This window comes from Micromonospora sp. NBC_01412 (assembly GCF_045040215.1).
GTDB classification, from domain to species: domain Bacteria; phylum Actinomycetota; class Actinomycetes; order Mycobacteriales; family Micromonosporaceae; genus Micromonospora; species Micromonospora rubida.
On record NZ_CP109528.1, the window covers coordinates 47,515 to 69,471 of the forward strand.

At 70.4% G+C, this 21,957-nt stretch carries 15 protein-coding genes and 3 pseudogenes; 6 read left to right on the forward strand and 12 right to left on the reverse strand.

Going from position 1 to position 21,957, the window contains the following annotated elements:
* Positions 1 to 93: 93 nt before the first annotated feature.
* Positions 94 to 1,041 carry a hypothetical protein gene (locus OG617_RS00230; RefSeq protein WP_405097616.1) on the reverse strand — a complete coding sequence of 316 codons (948 nt, stop codon included), beginning with the start codon at positions 1,039 to 1,041 and terminating at the stop codon, positions 94 to 96.
* 283 nt (positions 1,042 to 1,324) lie between these two features.
* Here OG617_RS00230 and OG617_RS00235 point away from each other — a divergent pair, with 283 nt between their 5' ends.
* From OG617_RS00235 to OG617_RS00255, 5 genes and pseudogenes are all read left to right on the forward strand, one after another.
* Positions 1,325 to 1,855, forward strand: coding sequence for a pyridoxamine 5'-phosphate oxidase family protein (locus OG617_RS00235; protein ID WP_405097618.1), 531 nt, complete (start codon positions 1,325 to 1,327; stop codon positions 1,853 to 1,855).
* A 188-nt stretch (positions 1,856 to 2,043) separates the two neighbouring features.
* A complete protein-coding gene (locus OG617_RS00240) occupies positions 2,044 to 4,470 on the forward strand; it encodes an excinuclease ABC subunit UvrA (protein ID WP_405097620.1) in 2,427 nt (808 codons plus the stop codon).
* A gap of 138 nt (positions 4,471 to 4,608) precedes the next feature.
* A complete protein-coding gene (locus tag OG617_RS00245) occupies positions 4,609 to 5,316 on the forward strand; it encodes a hypothetical protein (RefSeq protein ID WP_405097622.1) in 708 nt (235 codons plus the stop codon).
* A 21-nt stretch (positions 5,317 to 5,337) separates the two neighbouring features.
* Positions 5,338 to 5,430: pseudogene (locus OG617_RS00250) on the forward strand (IS5/IS1182 family transposase); the annotation flags it as partial.
* Between the two features lie 177 nt (positions 5,431 to 5,607).
* On the forward strand, positions 5,608 to 6,402 hold the full coding sequence (locus OG617_RS00255; protein ID WP_405097624.1) for an SCO2525 family SAM-dependent methyltransferase: 795 nt from the start codon (positions 5,608 to 5,610) through the stop codon (positions 6,400 to 6,402).
* A 9-nt stretch (positions 6,403 to 6,411) separates the two neighbouring features.
* On the opposite strand, the gene OG617_RS00260 is transcribed toward OG617_RS00255, so the two are convergent.
* The 3 genes from OG617_RS00260 to OG617_RS00270 form a co-directional block, all read right to left on the reverse strand.
* A complete protein-coding gene (locus OG617_RS00260) occupies positions 6,412 to 6,924 on the reverse strand; it encodes a hypothetical protein (RefSeq protein WP_405097626.1) in 513 nt (170 codons plus the stop codon).
* Entirely contained in the window at positions 6,914 to 8,722 is a 1,809-nt protein-coding gene (locus OG617_RS00265) for a RyR domain-containing protein (RefSeq protein WP_405097628.1), read from the reverse strand. The genes OG617_RS00260 and OG617_RS00265 overlap by 11 nt, the downstream gene beginning before the upstream one ends.
* A gap of 117 nt (positions 8,723 to 8,839) precedes the next feature.
* Positions 8,840 to 13,042, reverse strand: a complete 4,203-nt coding sequence (locus OG617_RS00270) for a HEAT repeat domain-containing protein (RefSeq protein ID WP_405097630.1) — start codon at positions 13,040 to 13,042, stop codon at positions 8,840 to 8,842.
* Between the two features lie 299 nt (positions 13,043 to 13,341).
* Here OG617_RS00270 and OG617_RS00275 point away from each other — a divergent pair, with 299 nt between their 5' ends.
* The gene (locus OG617_RS00275) at positions 13,342 to 14,298 is read left to right on the forward strand and encodes an SCO2521 family protein (RefSeq protein WP_405097632.1); all 957 of its coding nucleotides are present in this window, start codon (positions 13,342 to 13,344) and stop codon (positions 14,296 to 14,298) included.
* 10 nt (positions 14,299 to 14,308) lie between these two features.
* Here OG617_RS00275 and OG617_RS00280 read toward each other — a convergent pair whose 3' ends face one another.
* The 8 genes and pseudogenes from OG617_RS00280 to OG617_RS00315 form a co-directional block, all read right to left on the reverse strand.
* Positions 14,309 to 15,286 (reverse strand): SCO2522 family protein, encoded by a 978-nt coding sequence (locus OG617_RS00280; protein WP_405097634.1) that lies wholly within the window; start codon positions 15,284 to 15,286, stop codon positions 14,309 to 14,311.
* Complete coding sequence (locus tag OG617_RS00285; RefSeq protein WP_405097636.1) at positions 15,271 to 16,200, reverse strand: SCO2523 family variant P-loop protein; 930 nt, start codon at positions 16,198 to 16,200, stop codon at positions 15,271 to 15,273. Before OG617_RS00285 ends, OG617_RS00280 begins: the two co-directional genes overlap by 16 nt.
* Positions 16,201 to 18,039, reverse strand: coding sequence for an SCO2524 family protein (locus tag OG617_RS00290; RefSeq protein ID WP_405097638.1), 1,839 nt, complete (start codon positions 18,037 to 18,039; stop codon positions 16,201 to 16,203).
* Positions 18,040 to 18,178: 139 nt separating this feature from the next.
* Positions 18,179 to 18,345, reverse strand: a pseudogene (locus tag OG617_RS00295) (transposase); the annotation flags it as partial.
* Between the two features lie 276 nt (positions 18,346 to 18,621).
* Positions 18,622 to 19,142 (reverse strand): annotated as a pseudogene (locus OG617_RS00300) (transposase); the annotation flags it as partial.
* Positions 19,143 to 19,172: 30 nt separating this feature from the next.
* Positions 19,173 to 19,796, reverse strand: coding sequence for a lactate utilization protein C (locus OG617_RS00305; RefSeq protein WP_405097640.1), 624 nt, complete (start codon positions 19,794 to 19,796; stop codon positions 19,173 to 19,175).
* Positions 19,793 to 21,223, reverse strand: coding sequence for a lactate utilization protein B (locus OG617_RS00310; protein WP_405097642.1), 1,431 nt, complete (start codon positions 21,221 to 21,223; stop codon positions 19,793 to 19,795). The genes OG617_RS00305 and OG617_RS00310 overlap by 4 nt, the downstream gene beginning before the upstream one ends.
* The gene (locus OG617_RS00315) at positions 21,220 to 21,954 is read right to left on the reverse strand and encodes a (Fe-S)-binding protein (RefSeq protein WP_405097644.1); all 735 of its coding nucleotides are present in this window, start codon (positions 21,952 to 21,954) and stop codon (positions 21,220 to 21,222) included. Before OG617_RS00315 ends, OG617_RS00310 begins: the two co-directional genes overlap by 4 nt.
* Positions 21,955 to 21,957: the final 3 nt, after the last annotated feature.

Below are 21,957 nucleotides of genomic sequence, written 5' to 3' on the forward strand. Positions count from 1 at the left end.
ACGCACGGAAGTCGCGCTGTCGCTGGTCGTCGAGCTTCAATCGCGAAAGCCCGGCGGCGGCGGCTCTCGCCACGCCGTCTGGTAGACGCAGGTTCAGGTGAGGTCGATGACCGGGCGCAGGAGGAGCCGGTCGACGTACCCGTCCTTTGAGTTGAGCCACAAGCCGAAGTTTGTGTCCCGGTAGGCCGTGGCCAAGGTCAGCCAGCCCAGGAAGAAGCCGCTACCGCCACAGGTCGCACCGCCACCATCACCGCCGCACACGATCGTGCGTTCACTGGTCCACTCGTGCCGGTATGGGTCCTGACCGATGGCGAGTCCCCACAGGTTTGCGTCCCGGTGCGGGCCGACCGGGTGATCGTAGGGATAGCCGTCGTCACGGCTGTCGTCTCCCCACCGGAACAAGGTCGTGGCCCCCGCGCCGCAGGCGTACTCCCACTCATCCGGCGTTGCCGGCCGCAACCCCAGATCCGCCGCCTCACACAGCGCGTCGTCGTACGACACCTGCCGCACGAGACGTGCGCTACGGACCTGGCCACCCTCGTCAAATTCGATCTTCACGCCGCCGGAGCGTCGCATCGACATTGTCCCGCCGCCTCGTCGAACACCGGCCTCGGCGAGCAACTCCCGCACGTGTGGATCGTCCGGGCTCAGGAAACTCACGCCTGCGTCCATCGCCTCGACGGCCACGAGCATCGCCGGAAGCTCCACCGTCCGCACCGGCGACGTCATGCTACTCAAGAGCTCCGCGAGTTCCGGCAGCCCGTACTCGTCGGCGCTCTCCGCATAGCTGGCTGCCTGCTCGGGCGACGGCGCAAACCGGCCACCGTCGTAACCGAGCTGCACCTGCGCACCCGGCACCAGGGCGAATCGCTGGCCTTCCCGCTCGAACAACGCCACGCGGTGCGACCGGCCCGCGTACTCGCGCGGGTAGACCTGCACCAGCTTCAGGTCACGCCGATCGGCGATCGACTGTGCGATCCGCCTGGCTGACTCGTCGGTACGATCCCGCCACTGCGCCACGGTGAGGTCGGCATGCGTCACGAGGGCATTGTCGAGCCATGATCGACGCCGAGCCATGACCGACGCGCCACAAGCTGCTCCGACTGGTGTCGGCAGACCGCCTACTGCGCCGGCCGCCGCATGGGCGAGGAGTAGGTGAGGCCGCCGTCGCCGTGTGTGACGTCCGGCCTGGCGGCCGGTGGTACCCGCAAGATGGGTGAAGAAATGCGACACAAGGTGTCAGGTTTTTGGTCAAGCATGGTGTCACCGGTCCGCGTCGATGGTGGTCGTGGACCGGTGACACCACGGACAGATGAGGATCTCCATGCGCGAAACGCCAGAAGAGCTCAATGAGCTTCAGGCCCTCCTTGACACCTCCCTCTCCCGCTCCACCTCACACCTCCGCTCGATCATCAACAGCGAGCGCAGCCTTACCGCCGAGCAGCTCACCCAGGTTCTCACCGGCATGTGCACCCTCGCCCTGGCCACCGTGACGGCGAAGGGCGAGCCGCGGATCAGCGGCGTGGACGGGCACTTCCTGCATGGGAAGTGGCACTTCGGCACGGCACGCGACGCCGCCAAGGCCCGCCACCTCGCCGTCCGGTCCGCCGCCAGCGCCGCACACATGCGCGGTGAGGACCTGGGCGTGTTCACGCACGGCACGGTGGAGACCCTCAACCCCCAGGACGGCGAACCGGCCGACGACTGGCCGGACCTGCTCGCGTACTTCAAGGACTTCTACGGCGAAGACTCCTTCGACTGGGACAACGACATTGTCTACTACCGGCTGCATCCGCACTGGATGACCGTCTACGCCCCCGACATCGCGAAGCTCACTGCGGCGTCCCAGTCCTGATCCGACCTGCCGCCGCGTAGTGGCGTGACCGGTTTGTACGGCATGGGTGGAGGGCCTCTCCGCCCATGCCCTGCTGCATTGCGAGAGGTGGACGAAGGTTGACTGCATTCGTACGGGACGTCGCGAGCACGGGGCGCGAGACCATCGACGTTGTGGGTGCCCGTACCAACAATCTGCGGGACGTGTCCGTGAGCATCCCCAAGGGGCAGCTCGTCGCCTTCACCGGAGTGAGCGGCAGCGGCAAGACCTCGCTGGCCATCGACACCCTGCACAACGAAGCCCAGCTGCGGTATCTGGAGGGGCTTTCGCCGTTCGTACGGCAGTACATCACCCAGCGCAATCGGCCGAAGGTCGACCGCATCCTGGGGCTCGGCGCGACGCTCGCGGTCGACCAGCGCCGTCTGAACCGCAACCCCCGCTCCACGGTCGCGACGATCACCGGCATCGACGGGCACCTGGGGCTGCTGTACTCGCGCCTTCCGGGCATCGGCTCGGACCCGGCGGCGGGGAGTGGCGACGGACATTTGACGACCGCTCACTTCGACCGCAATACGCCGGAAGGGAGCTGTGCGAACTGCCACGGGGTGGGCGGGCGCTGGCAGGCGCAGGAGGACCTGGTCATCACCCACCCGGAGCTTCCGCTCTTCGAGGGGGCCTCACCCTGGTACGCGAAGTGGCGGTCGGGGGAGCACGCGTTCGTGCCGGCGCTTGCCGAGAAGCAGGGCGTGGACCTCGGCCGGCCGTGGCAGTCGCTGCCGGAGGAGTTCCGCCACTGCGTCCTGCACGGCACGGGTGACGAGAAAATCGAGGCGACCGTCGACATCCCGAACAAGAATGAGACGGCCCTGATGACCTACACCTCGAGCCAGCCGCTGCGGGGCGCGCTCGCCGAGGTGGAGCGGGTGTTCATGAACGCCCAGACGTCCAGCGCCAAGCACCGCTACCTGCCGTACATGCACAAGCAGCCCTGCGGCACCTGCGGCGGCAGCGGGTACGACCAGGTAGCCCGGTCCGTGCGGCTCGGCGGGCTGACGTACCCCGACCTGCTCGAGGTGGAAGTACGGGAGGTTCGCAGCTGGGTGAAGCGCGTGGCGGACGACCTGGGCGCCCGGCAGCGCGAGGTGGGTGAGCCGCTGCTGCAAGACCTGGGCCGACGGCTCGGAATCCTCGACCGGCTCGGCCTGGCCCACCTCCAGCTGTCCCGGAGCGCGGCGACGCTGTCCGGGGGTGAGTTGCAGCGGACCCGACTCGCCGCCCAGCTCAGCACCGAGCTGAGCGGCATCATCTTCGTCCTGGACGAGCCCGGGACCGGGCTGCATCCGGCGGACAAGGCGCAGTTGCTCGACATCGCCCTGGAGCTGCGCGAGGCCGGCAACACGGTGCTCCTCGTCGAGCATGACCCTGAGCTGATCGCCCGGGCCGACTGGGTGATCGATATGGGGCCCGGAGCGGGCCGACTCGGCGGTGAGGTCCTGGTGTCAGGGCCTCCCGCCGACGCGGCCGCCCACCCGAAGTCGCTGACCGGGCGGTATCTGGCCGGTGAGGGGCCGCGGCTGTGCCGGACGCGTCGCCCGGCCGGAGCTGACATCGGCTGGGTGGAGCTGCACGGCCTGCGTGCGCACAACGTGACCGCGGACCTGGTGCGTTTCCCTGCGGGTCGGCTCACCTGCCTGACCGGGGTGAGCGGCAGCGGTAAGAGCAGCCTGCTCGGCGCGCTCGGGGCGGGCGTGGAGGCCGCCCTGAACGGAACGGCGACCGACACGGTGCGGGAGGTGACCGGCATCGAGGGGTTCAGCTGGGTCGCTGTCGTCGATCAGGAACCACTCGGGCGGACGCCGCGATCCAACCCGGCCACGTACAGCAAGGCGTTCGACATTGTCCGCAAGCTGTTCGCCGAGACCTGGGTGGCGCGCGGGCGCGGGGTCAACGCCTCCTGGTTCAGCTTCAACACCGCGGGCGGCGGCCGCTGTGAGACCTGCACCGGTTATGGCCGCAAGTTGGTCGACATGCACTTTCTGCCGGATGTGTGGGTGGTCTGCGACGCGTGCGAGGGCCGGCGTTACAAGCCGGAGGCTTTGGAAATCAGGTATCAGGGGTTGGCAATCGATCAGGTGCTGGAGCTGACCGTCGCCGAGGCCGTGGAGCAGTTTTCCGAGCCCCGGCAGCTCGCAGAGACTCTGGGAGCCTTGAACCAGGTCGGGCTCGGCTATCTTCAACTCGGCCAGAGCGCCACGGAGTTGTCCGGCGGCGAAGCGCAGCGGCTGAGGCTGGCGTCCGCCATCCAGCGCGGTGCTGCGAGCCACAGGGCCGGCCTCGTCGTTCTCGACGAGCCCGTCTCAGGCCTGCACCCGTCTGACATCCAGCAGGTGGTGGATGCGCTCGATGTGTTGCTCGACTCGGGCAACACCGTCGTCGTGGCCGAACATGACATCCCCGTCGCCGCGTCCGCGGACTGGGTGATCGACCTGGGTCCGGGAGCCGGTCCGGACGGGGGTGCGGTGGTCGCGGAGGGCACCCCGGACGCCGTCGCGACGGCGGACACTCCGACCGCTGGCTTTCTCCGGCGGTACGCGGCGGGCCTGCCGCTCCTGAGGGTGCGGGAAGGCCTGTGCTGACAACTCCTGACTCTTTGAGCGTTGGGGACGGCGCCAGCGGATGATGGTGCAGGCGAGGGCGAGGAAAAGGGCTCAAGGAGGCACGTTCTCGGTGGTGGCCACGAGGGGCGCGCGACAACGGACACCTAAGATGGGCGTATGGCGCGGGCACAGGGCATCACGTTCCCGCAGGTGGTGACCTACGACGGGCTGCCCGGGTCTGCGGGCGGTGCGCACTCGCTTCGCGCCAAGCATCCTGACGAGGCATTCCAGCGCCTGCAAAGCTTCGTCAATGCCTGCGCCGAACCGGTGTCGTCAGCATCGTGGGCGTTCGAGATCTTTGCAGGCGGTCCGCCTGCATCGACCGAGCAGCTGGTAGCGCTCGCCACCGAGCGCTTCGGCGGACCTCGCCACCGTGGGCAAACCAACACGGAATGGAACGTTTCACCCGAATCCGTGAACTACGCGCTCGATGCCCTCATCGCCGTCGGCCCCGACGCGGTCACGACCCACGGACGTTCCCTGGCCGCGCTGACCTACAGCACGCCCGTGCGCCTCATCGACCCGGACGCCCACGCCCCGTACCCCGACATCACCCCCGACGCCTTCGGTCGCTTCGCCGTGGACGGATACGGCCGGCTTCTGGGCGACTCAGGCATTCGCGCAACCCTCGGCACCACAACGTCCTCACTCTCCCTGTGGCTCAACCTGCCCGCCGACCAACGGCTGTCCCCCGGTGTTCGTCATCTACAAGGCCATCTCCCGTTCCGGCTGTCCGCGAAACACTGGCGCCTCTGGCGCCCCACCCGGAGCGGCGGCTCCTACCGCGCCACCAAGATTCCCTCGCCCTTACCCGACCGGGCCTGAACCACACCGTCCACCCGATCGCTGAACCGCCTTGCCGGTCTGATCCGCATCCACCGTCCCCAGCGGCGATCCCGCTGGCGCCGCCTGGATCCCGTCCGGCTGGACCTGCTCGCGCCGTCGCCGAACGTCGATATCGATGGCCATCCCTGGCGACGGCGCTTCGTCGATCGCCGGAGTTGCCTCGGCGCCACCACTTGCGAGCCACCACCGCCTCCGCTACACAGGGGTCAGTAGGGGAAAGCGCTGCAACGAGGACCAGTGTGATCCACCAACATAGATGGAGGCGCCTCGATGGCGTTGATCCCGGCGGCTGGCGGCGGTTGTGGCGAGTCGTCGACGCCCTCACCATCGATCCGGTCTCCGAGTCCGGCCAATTCTGACGTCGAGTGGGACAGCTTCGACCCCCAGGCGTACGTCCGGCACAACTACGCGGTGCTGCGTGCCGACGATCGTGAAATCCTCCGCCGGACCAGGGACTTCTTCGCTGAGACGACACTCTCCGACGCGTGCTGTGTCGACGTCGGGTCGGGGGCGAACCTCTATCCGGCGCTGTCGCTGCTGCCGATCGCGCGCACGCTCGACCTGTGTGATTGGTCAGCGTCGAACGTGCGCTGGCTGAGCACGCAGATCGCCAGCTACGACGAGCTCTGGGACCCGTACTGGCAGGTGTGCGTGGAGCACCCGGCGTACTCGGCGGTGACCGACCCCCGGGGCCGTTTGGCTCAGGTGGGCCGGGTGCTGCGAACCAGTGTCTTCGACCTGCCCAGGCGTGCCTGGGACGCCGGCACGATGTTCTTCGTGGCCTGCTCCATATCGGCCGACCAGGCAGAAGCCGAGCACGCCATCGGCAGCTTCCTCCACGCGCTGCGGCCTGGCTCGCCCTTCGTCGTGACGGTCATGCTCGGTTCCCGCGGCTACCACGTCGGCGAGCGCCTGTTCCCGGCCGTGGCGCTGCAGCGCGCCGAGGTGGTGGCCACCATCGCGACCAGCGCGTACGACCTGGACGTCCACGAGGTCCGGCCCCGGACGCCGCTGCGGGACGGATATCTGAGCATGCTGCTGGCCACCGGCCGCAGCCGCGGTTAGGGCATCGCGTCAGTCGCCGGCTTTCGTCCGGCGGGCGCCGACGGGCCAGAGGATCGTGATCGGGATACCCTGCTGCCGCGCCCAGTCGACGGTCCGGTCGGTCGCCGCCGCGTGGCAGCCCGGATCACCGTCCCAGACCGCCACGAGTCGCTGCACCCGGCGCACCAGTTCCCGGTTGGCGGCCACGTAGGCGGCCGTGTCGGAGCGGTCGTAGCCGGGGTGGACGACCGCTGCCGCCCGAGCGAGCAGCTCGTCGAAGGTCGCTCGGTTCTCCGGGGCGATCACGGCGGTACGGTAGTCGCGGGCGGGTAGGATCACCTCGTACGTGCCGCCCATGTCCAGTAGCGTGCGCGCGAAGATCTGGTCGGCGCCGGCGGCCAGGCAGGTGACGCCGTGCACCGGACGGTCGCTGATCCGGCGCAACTCGGCGCGGAGCGCGTCGGCGACGAGCAACTCGGTGTCGCGGGTCAGGTTGATGTGTCCGGCTATGCCGACGCGCACCGGTGCGGGTTCAGTCGGCATCCCCCGGTCCTTCCCGCTGCTTGGGCACTGCGGGCGCCAGCCGGATCAGCTCGAACCCGCTGTCGGAGAGCACGTCGGGCAGGGCCCGGATCTCCGCGCGGTTCTGCTCCTGGACGTCGAGGGGCAGCTCGTCCCATGGCCGCAGGGCGGGATGCCGCCGCCGGACGTCGTCGCGGAACTCGCCGTGCGTCCAGCCCTCCCCGCGCCGTTCCCGGCACCACCGTTCGTGCTCGAGGCGGGCGAGTTCCTCGATCCGGTCGTCGATGGCCTCTCCGGCGGCGGAAGCGTCGCCGGTGCCGCCGCGCCGGGGCGCCACGACGCACCCGAGGTTACGCAGCTTGGCGGCGATGTCCTGGACGTGGGCCCGGTTGGCCCGTCGCAGCGACTCGGGCAGCCGCGACCAGCCCACCATCGCCGGCGCGCCGCCGGGGCGCACCCCGGCGCGCTGCTGTGCCTGGAGGTACCGCTCGTGGATCAGCCGGGCCAGCCGCTCGGTGAGGTCCTCGGCGATCAGCCGGGCATCGCAGGCGTGAGTCAACACCGGATAGAGGCGGAGCTTGCCGTGTACTTCGTCGAGCAGATCGTGGCGGGCATCGCCGTGGAAGGCGGCGGCAAGCGCTGCCTGCCGGTAGACCGGTACGAAGACCGAACTCTCCGCGCTCTGCCAGAGGGCGGGCGTGTCCAGCACGAACTGCAGCCCGTTGGTCTCGTCCGGGGCGCAGATGTAGATGCGGTCGTAGCGGCGGCGGTCGAGCCGGTCGAACCTCGCGAGCCGGTCGAGCTCCAGATCGTACGCGGTGATCTCGCAGGCGGCGGTCAGGAACGGATAGCGTGACGTCACGGCGGCGAGTTCGGTGCCGGCGTCCGGGGCCGCCAGGTCCACCCGCAGCGGGGGCGGCAGGTGGCCGGCCGGGGTGTCGGCCAGGCGGGCCCGCCAGTGCCGGGCGGTTTCCACCAGGAGGGTCCGGCGGAAGCTGCCGGTGCCGGCGATGAGCACCCTGGCGGGCCGGCCGCTGGGACGCGGCAGCGGGTGGTGTCGGTGCAGTGCGCGGGCCGCGACATCGTCGACGTGGAAGTAGTCCAGCCGCAGCCGGCTGAATCCGACGGCGCCGAGTCGTCGGGCCTGCAGGGACAGGCACATCTCGGAGTCGTGCACCAGTACGTAGACCCGGGGTGGTTGCCGGCGGTCCTGGATGAGGCGGCTGGCGGTGTTGGCGATCGCGTGGTTGCGGTCGTCGTCCTCGCTGCACACGTAGACGGTGTGGGCCCGGGACAGGCCGGCGCCGCGCAACACCGCAGGGCTGGCCGGGTCGCCGATGACACCGAGATAGCGGCGTAGGCGGTACTCCAGCGGTCCGAACGGTACGGAGCGCACCACGACCACGCGTTCGCCGTCGGCGAAGAGCCGGTCGGCGAGCATGTGGGCGAACTGGGAGTCACCGCAGACCAGGACGTGGTTGCGGGCCCGCCGGGCCCGCAGGCGGCGACTCTCGGCGGCCAGCAGCAGCCGGCTTGCCTCGGCCACGGCGAGCAGGGTGAACAGCGGGGCGGCGAACCGGGCGACCTGCAGTTGCCACGGGTAGGGCCCGGCGTCCTGGAAGGGTTCGGCGCCGAGAACGAAGAGCTGCAAATCGTAGTAGAACACGTCGTACGGATTGTGCGCGGTGTCAGGCCGGGACTCAAGCAGGCGCTCGAAGCCGACGTAGCCGAGGATGAAGGCGCCCAGTCCGATGAATCCGAACACGACTCGCAGCCACCATACGGCCAGGCGGGACGAGCCAGCGGCCGGGTCTGTCATGAGCCATATGGTATTTGACGAAATCGATACGACCGGGCTCGGCGCGGACGATCCGGCGCCCCCGACCTGCTCATCGGCGACGCCACCAACGCCGGCCGGGCGAGCGGTCGGGCCCGGTCACGGGAAGTCGTCGGGCCCGGTGTCGGGCAGCGCGGCAAGCAGTTGCCCGGCCAGCCGCCGTACGGTGCCGTCGTCCTCCTGGTGTGCGAGCCGCAGGAGCACGTCGCGGGTGCGGGTGTCGCCGCAGTAGTGCCGGGTCAGCGCGAGCAGCGCGGTGCGCCGGATCTCCCAGTCGTTGTCGTCCGCCAGCCGTAGCAGCAGGTCCGGGTCGGCCAGCGTGGCTCCCAGCTGTTCCACGGCCCGGCGCCGGACCTCGAGGGCCGGGTCGTCGCGGACCAACCCCACCAGCAGCACCCGGACCTCCGGGTCCGCCCCGAAGTGCGTGCCGAGCGCGGCGGCGATGCGTGCGCGGATCGCCGGGTCCTGGTCAGCCAGACGGCGCATCAGCCGCAGGGTCACCGCCATGGATGCCGCCCCCTGCTCGGTCAGGCAGCGCACCGCCGCGTCGAACACCGTGGGGTCGGTGTCCGACTCGACGCACTCCAGCAGCACGTCGGTCACCACATCGGGGCTCCCGTGCTTGCAGAGAGCCTGCACGGCGGCCAGTCGGATGCCGACGTAGCTGTCCCGGCGGGCCCGGCGGGACAGCGTCTCCACCAGGCCGTCGGTCTCGCCGTACCGGGCCAGCGCCTGGGCGGCCGCGCGCAGCACGTTCGGGTCCGGGTCCCGGCTTGCCTGCTCGGCCAGGCACGCCAGCACCTCAGGGGCGGGCGGGTCGGCGAGGCGGGCCAGGCGGAGGGTGACCCGTAACCGGACGATCGGGTCCCGCTCCTGGGAGGCTCGGCTGATGAGCAGATCACGAGTCGCGTCGCCGCGCGGCGGACGGGCGGTGAGCAGGTCGACCGCGGCGAGCCGGACGCCGGCGGTCGGATCGCGGCGAGCTCGTTCCAGCAGCAGTTCTCCGGTGCGGTGGTCCGGGTACGCCTCGGCCAGCGCGCGCACCGCGGCGAGGCGAACCGTCGCGTCCTCGTCGGCACGAGCCGCGTGCCTGGCCACGGTCCATCCGGTGTCGTCGGCGCGGTCCCGGTCGATCAGCGCGGCCACGGCGGCGGCCCGCACCGCCGCGTCCTCGTCCTGCTCGATCCGATCGATCAGCCGGGCTCGGCAGCGCCCCTCCGGGTCAGCTACGAGCGCCAGCCGCTGCACGGCCACCGCGCGGATCCGCGCGGAGGTGTCCGAGCAGGCCAGCCTCAGCAACAGCTCGGTGCTCTCCGGGCTGGCCCGCCCGGGCAGCAGCTCGGTCACTACGCAACGCCGCACCTCGTCCGGGGCGTCGCCGGTCACCCGCTGCAGCGCCCCCGCGCGGGCGGTCTCGGCGTGATCCGGCAGGGTCAGCAGCCCTTTCAGCGCGCACTGCACCACGCCGGGGTCGGGGTCGGTGGTCAGCAACCGCTGCAGTGTCCCAGCTGCGTCCGGCAGGGTGGCGCAGCGCGTGGCGAGCACTTCGGCGGCGGCCCGCCGCACCGCGGCGGCGGGGTCTTCGGTGGCCCTGGCCAGCACCTGACGGGCGTCATCGGCCAGCTCGGTCCGGCCGCCGAGGGACTGCACGGCCAACGCGCGCACCGCGACATCGGGTGAGTCGGCGAGGTCGCGCGGCACGTCGACGTAATCGACGTCGGCGCCGAAGTGCGCGACCAGCGCCCGTACGGCGGCCTGCCGCACCGCGGTGGAGACCTCGACCTGCGCCTGGGCGAGCAGCAGGTCCCGGCATCGGCGGCGGCGGCGGCCGGTGACGTCCAGCCGCCCGGCGGTCTCGGCCAGTCCCGCGACCAGGGTGAGGTGGGCCTGCCGCTCGCGGCCCTGCCCAAGCTCCCGGACCAGCAGTTGCGTCAGCTGCTCGTCGGCGGCGGAGAGCACTGCGGCGATCCGGGTGGCGAACGCGGAGCCGGAGCGCCAACTGCTCCGCACCCCGCGACGGCGGTACCACTGCAGGAAGGTATCGCGGCCGGGCCAGCTGGGCCCGAGCACCCGGATCGAGGAGAGCAGCTCCTGCTCGGTGAGTTCCACCAGGTTGGGGTCGTCGGCGGAGATGCCGTGTTCGATCAACCGGACGACCTGGCACAGCACCGCGTCGCCCGCGCCGGCCAGCTCGGCGGGCTGCGCCGCCTCCGCCACGCACTGCGCGGCCAGCACCAGGTGCCATGGCGGGCCGGTCAGATTCAGCGGTGGCCAGGGCTGGTTGGCCTCGGTGGCGAGCAGGGTGATCAGGTCATTGGCGGCCCGGGCAGGCAGGGCGCTGGCGACCAGCCGGAGCACCTCCCGCCAGGACGGGTCGGCCCAGTGTTCGCGGAACATCGCGCGCAGTTGGTCGAGGCCCCAGGCGTCCGGATCGTGCTCGAACCTGTCCACGATCTCCTCAGCGCAGAAGAACTCCAGGAACGTGCGGTGCACGAACCCGAACAGCCGCAATCCGTACCGTTCCAGGATGAAGCTTCGCTGCCGTAATTTGTCGATCATCGAGTAGGCCAGGGTGAACGCCCGCTCGTTGTCAAAACCGTAGAATGCGACGAGGTGGTCCCGGAAGATGCGTGCCAATTCGTCGGATTCGACGTAATTTCCGGCCGGACCGGACTCCCGAAACTGCATCCGATACGCCAGGTGGCGCACCAGCCGGCGCTTCGCCTGCAGATCCAGCTGCGGCACGTCGCCGTGGCTCTCCCGCAGTTGTTTGGTCACGTCCCACTCGGAGATCAGTACGTCGGTGACGTGCTCGTAGAGCCGGCGCCGGTTGCGGGGCAGCGGGTGGCTCCGGCCGACGATCGCCATGAGCATCAGCAGCAGTGGGTTGCCGGCGATCTCGTGCATCTCCCGAGAACTGTGCACCACGTCGAGAATCTGTCGCCGCTGCCGGTCCTCCTCCGCCGCCGGTGTGGGCATCACGTAGCGGTACCAGTTGCCGAGGAACCGGGCGATCCGCTCGTCGTCGAGATCCTCCAGGGTGAAGTGGTCGAAGCCGGCGTTGGCGAAGGTGTGCCGCAGGTATCCGGCTGCCCGTGAGGTGACCACCGTCCGCACCCCCGGGTACTCGCTGACGAACGCGCCGATCTGGGCGGCCACCTCCTCCCGCTGCGCCGGGTCGACCACCTCGTCCAGGCCGTCGAAGAGGAACAGCGCCTGGCCGCCCTGGTGCAGGTACGCCGTCAGCACTTCCTGGTCGATCCTGATTAGTCCCTGCTGGTGGCGGTGGCCGACGTAGTCCAGCAGGCCTTCGCACCGCCCGTCGCCGCAGTGCGAGGCGTAGGACCGCAGTTCGATCAGGACGGGCAGGTATCCGTCCAGCGCCGCCAGCCGGGGCTCGGAGCATTTCCCGGCCAGCGCCAGCGCCAGGTACCGCGCGGCCGCCGACTTGCCGGAGCCGGGATCGCCGAGCAGCACGATCGACCGCCGGCCCGGATCGCACACCACGTCGAACAACACCAGCGCGTCCTTGCCGGCGTACTCCTCCCAGAGCCGCTCGACCTCTTCCGGGTTGACCACCTCGGGCAGCCCGCGGGCACTGCCGTCCGCGGCGGAGCCCGCCCAGCGCCACCAGGCCAGCGGCATTTCCGGCCGGGTGTCCTCGTGGACCCGGGGTTCCACGAACACCTCCGACAACCCGACCGTGAGGTAGCCGATGGTGGGGCGGGGCGAGACCGCGTCCAGCGGAACGGCCTGGTATTCCAGCGCCAGCTGTTTGTAGTACTGGCTGCGCACGGCCTCCGGCAGGTGGGTGTCCGGGTCGGCGGGCTCGCGGGCCGGGGACCGCCCGCTACGCACCTCAGCCAGTGCCACGGTCACCTTTGCGGAGAGGTCGTCCACCGAAGAGAAGAAGGCACAGAGGTGGCGCTCCTTGAGCTCCCGGCGCAGCGCGACGACCTGCTGCCAGTCAGCGTCCCGGTCGATCAGGTGAACCGGCCAGGGCGTGTCCTCCGCGAGCAGGAAGATCAGGCAGGGTTTGCCGGCGGCGAGGGCCTCGCGGTACTCCAGTTCGGTGATGGAGGACCCCTGGCCGGGCGGGCGGAACCCGTACCGCCAGGCGAACAGCCCCACGTAGAGATCGCACCGGCGCACGTCGGTCAGGCAGCGTTCCAGCGGCGGCCGGACGTCGGCGCTGTACGCCTCCATGGCCACGTCCTCGATTTCCAGACGGCGTGCCACGACGTGGACGGCAGCGCGATATTCCAGCAGGTCCTTTTGGGTGGCCGAAATGTAGACCTTCATGGGACGGCAAACTCCAGGGAGTGGCTGGCGACCGCACCATTCAAAATATCAGTTGCTGTCACATCATTCTGACCCGCGAATGCTCGCCACCTCTACCGCTTGGGAATCCCATCAACCGTGGGCCTATGATGGCCGCCAGGACAGTTACGGATCCGGGCAAGCCGAATCCCGCGCTCGGAGGGGTTCCGGCAAATCCACACAAATCCGTGTCGGTGCGGGTCACGGCGGCGTGCATCAATCATCATGGGACCGCAGTCCGCGGGCGACTGCGGACTGGTGGCGGCGATGCGGAGGAAGCCATGCTCACGGTGGGTGAGGTGCACACCAGCCTGCTGCAGCACAGCACGGCCCTGTCCCAGGATCAGAGCTCCGAGGCGCTCAGCCTGGTCGAGGGCGAGATGGTGTTGACCTCTCGGCGCCCGTCGCTCTACGCGGTGTCACCGGACGTCCGCACCGGGGTGGACTGCTGGCTACCCAGCGCCAGGCAGCGCCAGCTGCGCGGGGTGGGCGCGGTGGTCACCCGGGCCATCATCACCGGCGGCCGGATCGTACAGGCGTCCTCCGTCATCCAGGTCGTCGACGGAAAGCGTCGCCAGCCCTGGTCGCACTACCTGGCCAATCCCGGCGTCCTGGAGACGGTCGGCAAGTTGGACGCCGCGGACCTGATCGCAGGCTTCCTGCACGGCAACAACGCGGACGTGCTCAACCTCGAGGCGATCACCGGCCGGGTGATCGACGGCGTGCAAATGTCCGACCTGCTGGACCGGCGCCCGCCGCTGCGCGCGGCGCGTACCCGGCTGCGCTGGACCACGCGGGTCGACCAGGGGCCGGACCGGGAGGTCTCGGCGGTGATCACCGTGGACTCCCCCACGCTGCGTACGGTCGAGCTCGTGGTCGACCCGCAGGACGTGCCGGCCGCCGTGGCCGGCCTCTGCGAAGATCTCGCGCTGCACGACTGGCTGCTCACCATGCTCTCCTCCCTGGTGGAGGCCGCGGTCACCCGGTCGGCCGCCGGGCAGGAGCACATCGAGCGGCTGCGGCCGGTGCTGGAGCACCTGCTGCACCTGTGGCTGCCGGGCGCTCGGGTCCATCCGCGGCTGCGGCCGATCTGGGACCGGCTGGAGCAGGTGCCCGGTTTCAGCCGGCAGTGGAAGTCGTCGGTCAACTGGATCCGGGATCAGATCAGCGTGAGCAACATGGCCCTGCTGCGCGACCTGGCCGACCGGATGGCGGTCGACCAGCCCTGCCGGCGCTGAGCGCGTGTGCTCATTCGCCGATGAACACGTAGCTCAACCGGTCGACCAACTCGCTGGGCAGTCGCAGGCCCTCGCCGCCGGCGCGCTTGGCGACCTGCTGCGCGACGGCCGGCGGTACCGCCACCTGGCCGAGGATGGTCCGTACGGCCAACTCCACCGGCAGGTACTGGATGTCCATCAGGGTCAGCGTGCGGTACGCGCAGAACGGGGCGGCGCTCGGGTTGAGCTGGAGGATCGCCGGCAGCTCATCCCAGTCGGTGGGCAGCTCCCCGGTGAGCCGGCACGGCTGCCGGATCGTCTCGCCCCGGTGCCGTAGCACGCCGAGGCGGGTCAACTGCCAGACCGATGCGAGCAGCGCGCACGCCCACACCCGGGTCTGCGGCTCGCCGGACCACAACTCGATGTCGACGAAGATGGAATGCCGTGGATCGCCGGACTGCACCGGCGGGGACCACGGCCGGGGCAGGGTCATCGCCGGGGCGTCGACATGCCCGGGCGACCGCTTGCCGTTGGAGAGCCAGCCCGACTCGTTCAGCGGTGGGCGACTGCCGGTGGTGTGCCGGGGCGGTTCCACCACCAGTGTGTCCACCACCAACTGGGCCAGCTCGAGCCCGTCGCAACGGGCGAAACTGGACTCCCGGGCGACGTAGTCCAGCACCAGTCCGTGCTCCGCCGCGGCGCTCTGCACCTGCGGGATCACCTCTTGCGGCGTACCGAAACGGTGGAAGTAGTCGTCCACCATGAAGCAGGTGCTGATCCGCGGTTGCCGGCTCGGTGGCAGCCCTCGCCGGGCCAGGGCCGGGATGGCGCTCGACCAGTCCGCGATCCGCTCGAACTTGCGGCGCAGCTCCTGACACCCGTCGCCGAAGTCCTCCGCGTAGAAGTGCCCCAACTCCACCGACAGGTGCGAATATGCCACGCTCTCTGTACGACGCACCGCAGCTGCCTCCTGGAACCTCACGTCCACGCTGATCACACGGTCTCCCATGCCGTCTCGTCGAAGAGCTTCTCGGTCAGATCCACGAAGGCGTCCACGGTCTTCACGTTCGCGATCTTGCTTTGCACGTCGTGGTCCGAGATGAGCTGCTCCCGCCACTGCAGCAGAGGATCCAGCGGCACCGCGCCGAGCAGCGTGCTGCGCCCGACGCCCCGCCGCCGGGCCAGCTCCGACAGCTCCGCGTCGCACTTACGCAGGAAGGCCTGCTGCGCGAGGTCGAGGTGGCCGACCTCAGGGCCGCGTGAATCGATCACCGCCGTACGGATGAACCGCAGTGACTCGCGCAGCCGGTCCGGCTCGTGGCCGTACTCCTTGCCCATCGCCACGATCCCACCCGCCTCGAAGGCCAGGTCCGCGGCCGCGGTGACGTGCTGGGGAGTCCACCGATGAAAGACCAGCCAGCGAACCGTGACCTTGCGCAGGGTCGGGGTGGCGGTCGCGGCCAGCGCGATCTGGCTGGCGTACGACCGGCCGGCGCTGAGATCCACCAGGGTGAGGTCGAACTCCTCTTCGAGACGGAGGAAGAGTTCGGCACAGCGCTTGGCGATGTCGTTGGTGAAACCGAACTCGCTGCCGTTGCGCTGCCCGGGCAGGAGCACCAGCGGACCGGACCCGGTGGGCCGCTGACGCAGGCTGGCCCGCTCCGAGGTGCCCCAGACGTCCAACTGCTCCGGAGACGGGATCTCCCCCCGTAGGTACCGGTGCAGCCCGCCACCGTTGGGCCCGGCGCCCTCCACGCCGTTGACCGCCTGCGGGATCTGGAACGTGATGCCGGCCGTCGGCGAGCCGAAATCGTAGTCGAGGTAGCAGGTGGGGCGGCCGGACAGCGCGCTGCGGTAGGCGATGTTCGCCGCGGTCACCGAACGCCCGGTGCCGCCCTTGTGTGACGTGACGAAGACCAGCATTCAGATCCCCTCGCTGGCTTTCTGCTGCCCGGTGGCGATGTCGTTGAGCAGCAGCAGCAGGGTGTTTGCCAGGGCCGCCGCGGTGCCAGGGCGTTCGTCCACCACCAGCTGCGCCCGGCGCAGGCTGGCCCGGATGCTGCGCATGCTGCGCTGCATCGCCTCCCCGGCGAACGTGCCGCGCATCAACTCCCGGTCGAAGAGGTACTCGGCCTCGTCGATGAGGTCCTGCGCATACGTGGCGAGCCGGCCGGCTCGCGGAAACGGCCGCTCCCAGAGCAGCTGACCGGCGTTGACCAGCCCCTGCACCACCCGCTCGGTCAGGTACCAGGAGGGCGCGTCCGGCTTGGGGGCCAGCTCGGGGAAGGCGCCGCCGGCATGATCCCACAGGCCCCGGTGCCGGCCGTCGGGGATACGCCGCAGCAGCAGGTGATCCCACACCTCGTCGGCCAGTTCGAGCAGCTCGCTGCGCCGCCGGGCGTTGCTCAGCAGACCAGCGACGGTGGTGGCCCGCTGGAGCAGCACCGTGGAGTATTCGTTGACGTTCCACGTCATGATCGGTTTGGACCGTTCGGCGTTCAGGGTCACCCGCTTGCCCGGCGCGTGGACGAACAGCGCCGGCTCGTCGGGCGAGGCGCGGCGGGTGATCCGCGCCCGCTGCGCCAGCTCCACCAGGACCGAGGCGATCCGGCCGAGCTCCTCATCGCCGCGCCCGCCAGCGACCAGGCCCTTCACCGCCAGCGACGTGGCCTGGAGGGTGTAGTAGTCGGTCCGGTCGCCGTCGGTCGTCCGCCAGGGAATGTCCTCGATGGGCCACCGCCGGCGGTTGCCGAAGGTCGCCACCGTCGCCCAGTAGGTCCGGGTCAGCTCCCAGCGCAGCAGCAGGGCTCGCGACAACCGCTGCTGCTCCTCGTTGAGCAACCCGAGCAGGCGGGTGCGTTCGGAGTTCAGATCCTCGATCGCGTCCATCGCGATGACGGTGAAGTAGAGGTAGGGAGCGTTCTCCGCCGAGCCCTCGCGCTGCAGGCCGATCGACTCGGTGGTCGGCACCTCCTCGGCCCCGGCGATGACCCCCCAGGACCAGCCGCACTCGAACAGCATCTCGCTGTTGTCCAGATCCTCGGTCACCCGACCCGACCCGATGATCACGCTGCGCAGGCTGGCCATCGTTTCCCGCAGCTGTTCGCGCAGCGACGCCACGAGTTCCCGGCGCGGCAGCTCGTCCTGATTGATCATGTCGCACAGCCGGAGGCCGTACTCGTCGGTGGCGGTGAAGACGAAGGTGCTGAAGCTGCGAAGCAGGCCGACCATGGCCGCGGTGAGCCGCGTGCTGGCCATCTCGTCCAGGGCGTCCAGTTGCGCCAGCAGGTCGCGCCGCTGGGTGGAGTTACGGTAGACCTTGACGAAACCGATCGTTGCCAGGGCCAGCGTGACGGACACCGCGAAAGAGTCGACGATGTCCAGGGAGCGTTGCTCGTCGGTGAGCTCCGGGCCGCCGTCCAGCGGGGCAAGGTAGCTTCCGCCGCTGAAGGTCGGGGTGCCGGTGTCGTCGGTGTACCGCGTGAAATAGTCGATCATCACGCCGACCAGCCGGCGGGGAATTTCGATCGCGCCGCCGATCGGGCTGAGTGCCTCGATCACCTCGTCGTCGGCGCGGTCCGGGTCGTCGAGCGACAGCGCGGGGACCTTGGCCGCCGGGAGTAGCAGGGTCAGGAGTTGCTCGGCATCACTGATCGAGTTGGTGCCACTCCGACCACCCCAGTGCCATTCACCGTTCTGCCAGCAACTGCGCACCGTGGCCCGCCAGATGTCGAGGATCTCCTGGCGCGGCTGTATCCGCACGATTCACCGCCGTCTGTTGTAGTCGTCGACCTGAAAACCGCTGGTCCTGCCGTTCACACGATGATCTACGGTGATCCATACCGACGTGCAACAACATGGTACCGGGCCAGTCGAGTGCCACTCGATTACTTCGATGGCGCGTCTGCACCACAGTCTGGGGCCACCCGTTCGTGACCACCTCAGGCAGGCCCTTCAGCCCGTCGCAGACGAGGAAGAACACGTCCTGACGCCGCGGTTGCGTAAGTCGGTCAGCACGCTCATCCAGAACTTCGCGCCCTCACCACCCGTGCCACCCAGGCCGAGGATCAGGATCATTGCGTTGTCGCGGGTGCGGTCCCTGGTCGGCCCGGGGACCGTGGCCCGGGGCGGAGCTATGGGCGGGGCGGTCGATGCCGTGGCGCGGTGCCTTTGGAGCTGAGTCGTTTACGTCATCACCGCCGGTCCGGCCACCGCCGTCGCATCACCCACCGCACCGTCGGGTCGTCGCTTACGGTCGCCGAGCACGGCGAGCGCGGCTGATGTCGTATCCGACTCAGCTCCATAGGCACCGGGAGACACACCCGCCATGGAGCGGCACCCACGCCAGGAACCCCCAGACCTCCTGATCGAAGCGCTCCCGCCCGACTTCGCAATCGCCCTGGGCCGAGGATGTCCTTCTCCCCGTTGAGCGTCACGCCGAGCGCGGCGTAGAACGGCCGGTTCGCGACCTGCCCGTCCGGACCTTGACCACGATGGCGTCAATGAACACCGCCGCGTAGATCTCCCCGTCGTCAAACCCTTGGCGGACAAGGACAGCATCACCTCGTCGGCCCCCGACAGGCGCCGCTGGCGCTTGCGCACGATCTGCGGCTCGAAGGTGCTGGCCCGGTCCCGCGGCACGTCGATCCGCACCGGCCCCGACGCGTCGATCAGCACCGTCTTCGGCCGTGTTCCGCGGTCTCCAGGACCGTCTTGGTCAACTGCTTCAACAGACCGTCCCGACCGGTCAGCGACAGGCCCTGTTCCTTGGCCGCCCGGACCAACTCGGCGGCGGCCTTCGCTTCCGCCGACGGCTCCAGCCGCTTCTTCCGTCCGGTCCCATCGTTCAGTGTCGCGGTCCTCACGGCACCCTCCTCACCAGGTCCACCCGCCGGTCAGTGCCCGATCTCGACGACGACGTGCAGCCGTCGCGGCCCGTGGACCCCCTCCACCCGCTCGAACTCGATGTCGCTGGTCGCCGAGGGCCCGCTGATCCAGGTCAGCGGGCGGTCCGGCGCCAGCCGGCTCAGGGCCTCGGGTACGGTGCCGACCACCCGGTCCCGCGCGACGACGCACACGTGCAGGTCGGGCAGGAGCGTCAGCACCCGCCTGCCCTGGTCGGGCGAGCCGTCCAGCACGATGGTGCCGGTCTCGGCGATCGCGACGGCAGCCCCGGTGACCACGGCGTCGACCGCGTCGAGCGCCTCGGTGCCGAGGCCCGCGTCCCGCACCGCGTCCACGGCGGGTGGCAGCCAGCCTCCGGGCAGCCCGGGCGGCACCACCACCCGCCTCGCCTCCTCGCCCGCCAGGACGGCCGCCACCGTGGCGCCGACGCGACCGGCCGGCGCCCTGTGCACGACGGCCCGGTAGTCGGTCAGCCGCTCGACCAGCAGGTCGAGCAGGTCCGGGTGCCCCGGAGGCAGGTCACCGCGCCGGCGGTACCCGCGGGGCGCCTCGACGGCCGCGCTGCCGGCGGTGGCGGCCCGCAGCCGGGCCAGGACAGTGTCGCGGGCGTTCACCGGCTGCTCCACCAGTCGCGGAAGGTCCGTGCCGGCGGCACGGGCAGGTCCCGGGCGGCGGTCCAGCCGGACAACGGCGGTGGCAGCCCGCGCCCCCGCCGCCCGAGCAGCCTCGCCAGCCGGGCCGCACGCTGCGCCGCCGCGTACAGCCGGGGCCGGTCCATGGCGTACGCCGCAGCGGCCATCGCGGCGGCCTCCGCGGCGGGGTGGGGGGCCTGGTTGCGCAGGTGCACCAGCAGTGCGGGAATGTCGATCCGCACCGGGCAGGCGTCGAAACAGGCGCCGCAGAGCGTGGAGGCGTAGGGCAGCGAGGCGTTGTCGGCCACGCCGGTCAGCTGCGGCGACAGCACCGCGCCGATCGGGCCCGGATACACCGAGCCATACGCGTGCCCGCCGGTCCGCTCGTAGACGGGACACACGTTCAGGCAGGCGGAGCAGCGAATGCAGTGCAGCGCCTGACGGCCGACCTCGTCGGCGAGGACGGCGCTGCGGCCGTTGTCGAGCAGCACGAGATGGAACGCCCGCGGCCCGTCGCCCGGGATGATCCCCGTCCACATCGAGGTGTACGGGTTCATCCGCTCCCCCGTCGACGCCCTCGGCAGCAGCTGAAGGAACACCTCCAGGTCGGCCCAGGTCGGCACGACCTTCTCGATGCCCATGACGGTGATCAGCGTCTCGGGCAGGGTGAGGCACATCCGGCCGTTGCCCTCGGACTCCACCACGGCCAGGGTGCCGGTCTCGGCGACGGCGAAGTTCGCGCCGCTGACCGCCACCCGGGTCGACAGGAACGTCTCGCGCAGGTACCGGCGCGCCGCCGCGGCCAGCTCCGCCGGATCGTCGCCCAGGTCGGCGTCCACGCCCGGCATGGCGCGCCGGAAGATGTCCCGGATCTCCCTGCGGTTGCGGTGGATCGCCGGGACCAGGATGTGACTGGGCCGGTCGTCGCCGAGCTGGACGATCAACTCGGCGAGGTCGGTCTCCACCGCACTGATACCGGCCGCCGCCAGGGCCTCGTTGAGGCCGATCTCCTGGGTGGCCATCGACTTGACCTTCATGACGCGGTCGGCGCCGCTGGCCCGGACCAGCCCGGTGACGATCCGGTTGGCCTCGACGGCGTCGGTAGCCCAGTGCACGGTCCCGCCCGCTGCGGTGACGGCCGCCTCCAGCTGCTCCAGCAGTTCGGGCAGGCGGGCCATCACGTCGGCCTTGATCCCGGCCCCGGCCGCACGCAGGTGCTGCCAGTCAGGCAACTCGTCGATCACCGCCGCGGACTTCGCCCGGATGGTGCCGGTGGCGTGGCCCAGGTTGCGCCGCAGCTGCCCGTCGGCCAGGGCACGCCGGGCGGCGGCGGGAAACGGCTCCGTCCCGCGCAGGTGCCCGACACCGCGCGGGGCCGTGGCCGGCATGCCCAGGAACGTACGGCTCATGGCTCCTCCGTGCTGGCGAGGATCTCGGCGAGGTGGACGGTCCGCACGCCGGTGCGCAGCCGGGAGAGCCCGCCCCCGATGTGCATGAGGCAGGAGGCGTCCCCCGCGGCGCAGAACTCGGCCCGGGTGGCGAGCACGTGCCGGACCTTGTCGGCGAGCATCGCGGTCGAGGTATCGGCGTTCTTCAGCGCGAAAGTGCCGCCGAAGCCGCAGCACTGCTCCGCCGCCGGCAGCTCCACCAGATCCAGGCCACGCACGTGCCGCAGCAGCCGCAGCGGCCGGTCGCCGACCCGCAGCAGACGCAGCGAATGGCAGGTCGGGTGAAAGGTGACCCGGTGCGGGTAGACCGCGCCGACGTCCTCGACGCCAAGCACGTCCACGAGCAGCTCGGACAGCTCGTACGTGCGCGCGGCGACGTCCTCGGCCCGACTGGCCAGCCGCTCGTCACCGGCCCCGCGGGCGACCACGGCGTGCTGGTGCCGGACCGATCCGACGCACGAGCCGGAGGGTGCCACGACCACGTCGTACGGGTCGAACACCGCGACGTGCCGGCGCACCAAAGGCAGCGCCGCGGCCTGGTATCCGGTGTTGATGTGCAGCTGCCCACAGCAGGTCTGCGCCTCGGGGAAGACCACCTCGTGGCCGAGGCGCTCCAGCAGCCGGACCGTCGCCTTGGCCGCCTGCGGGTACAGCGTGTCGGCCAGGCACGTGACGAAGAGCGCGATCCGCATGCC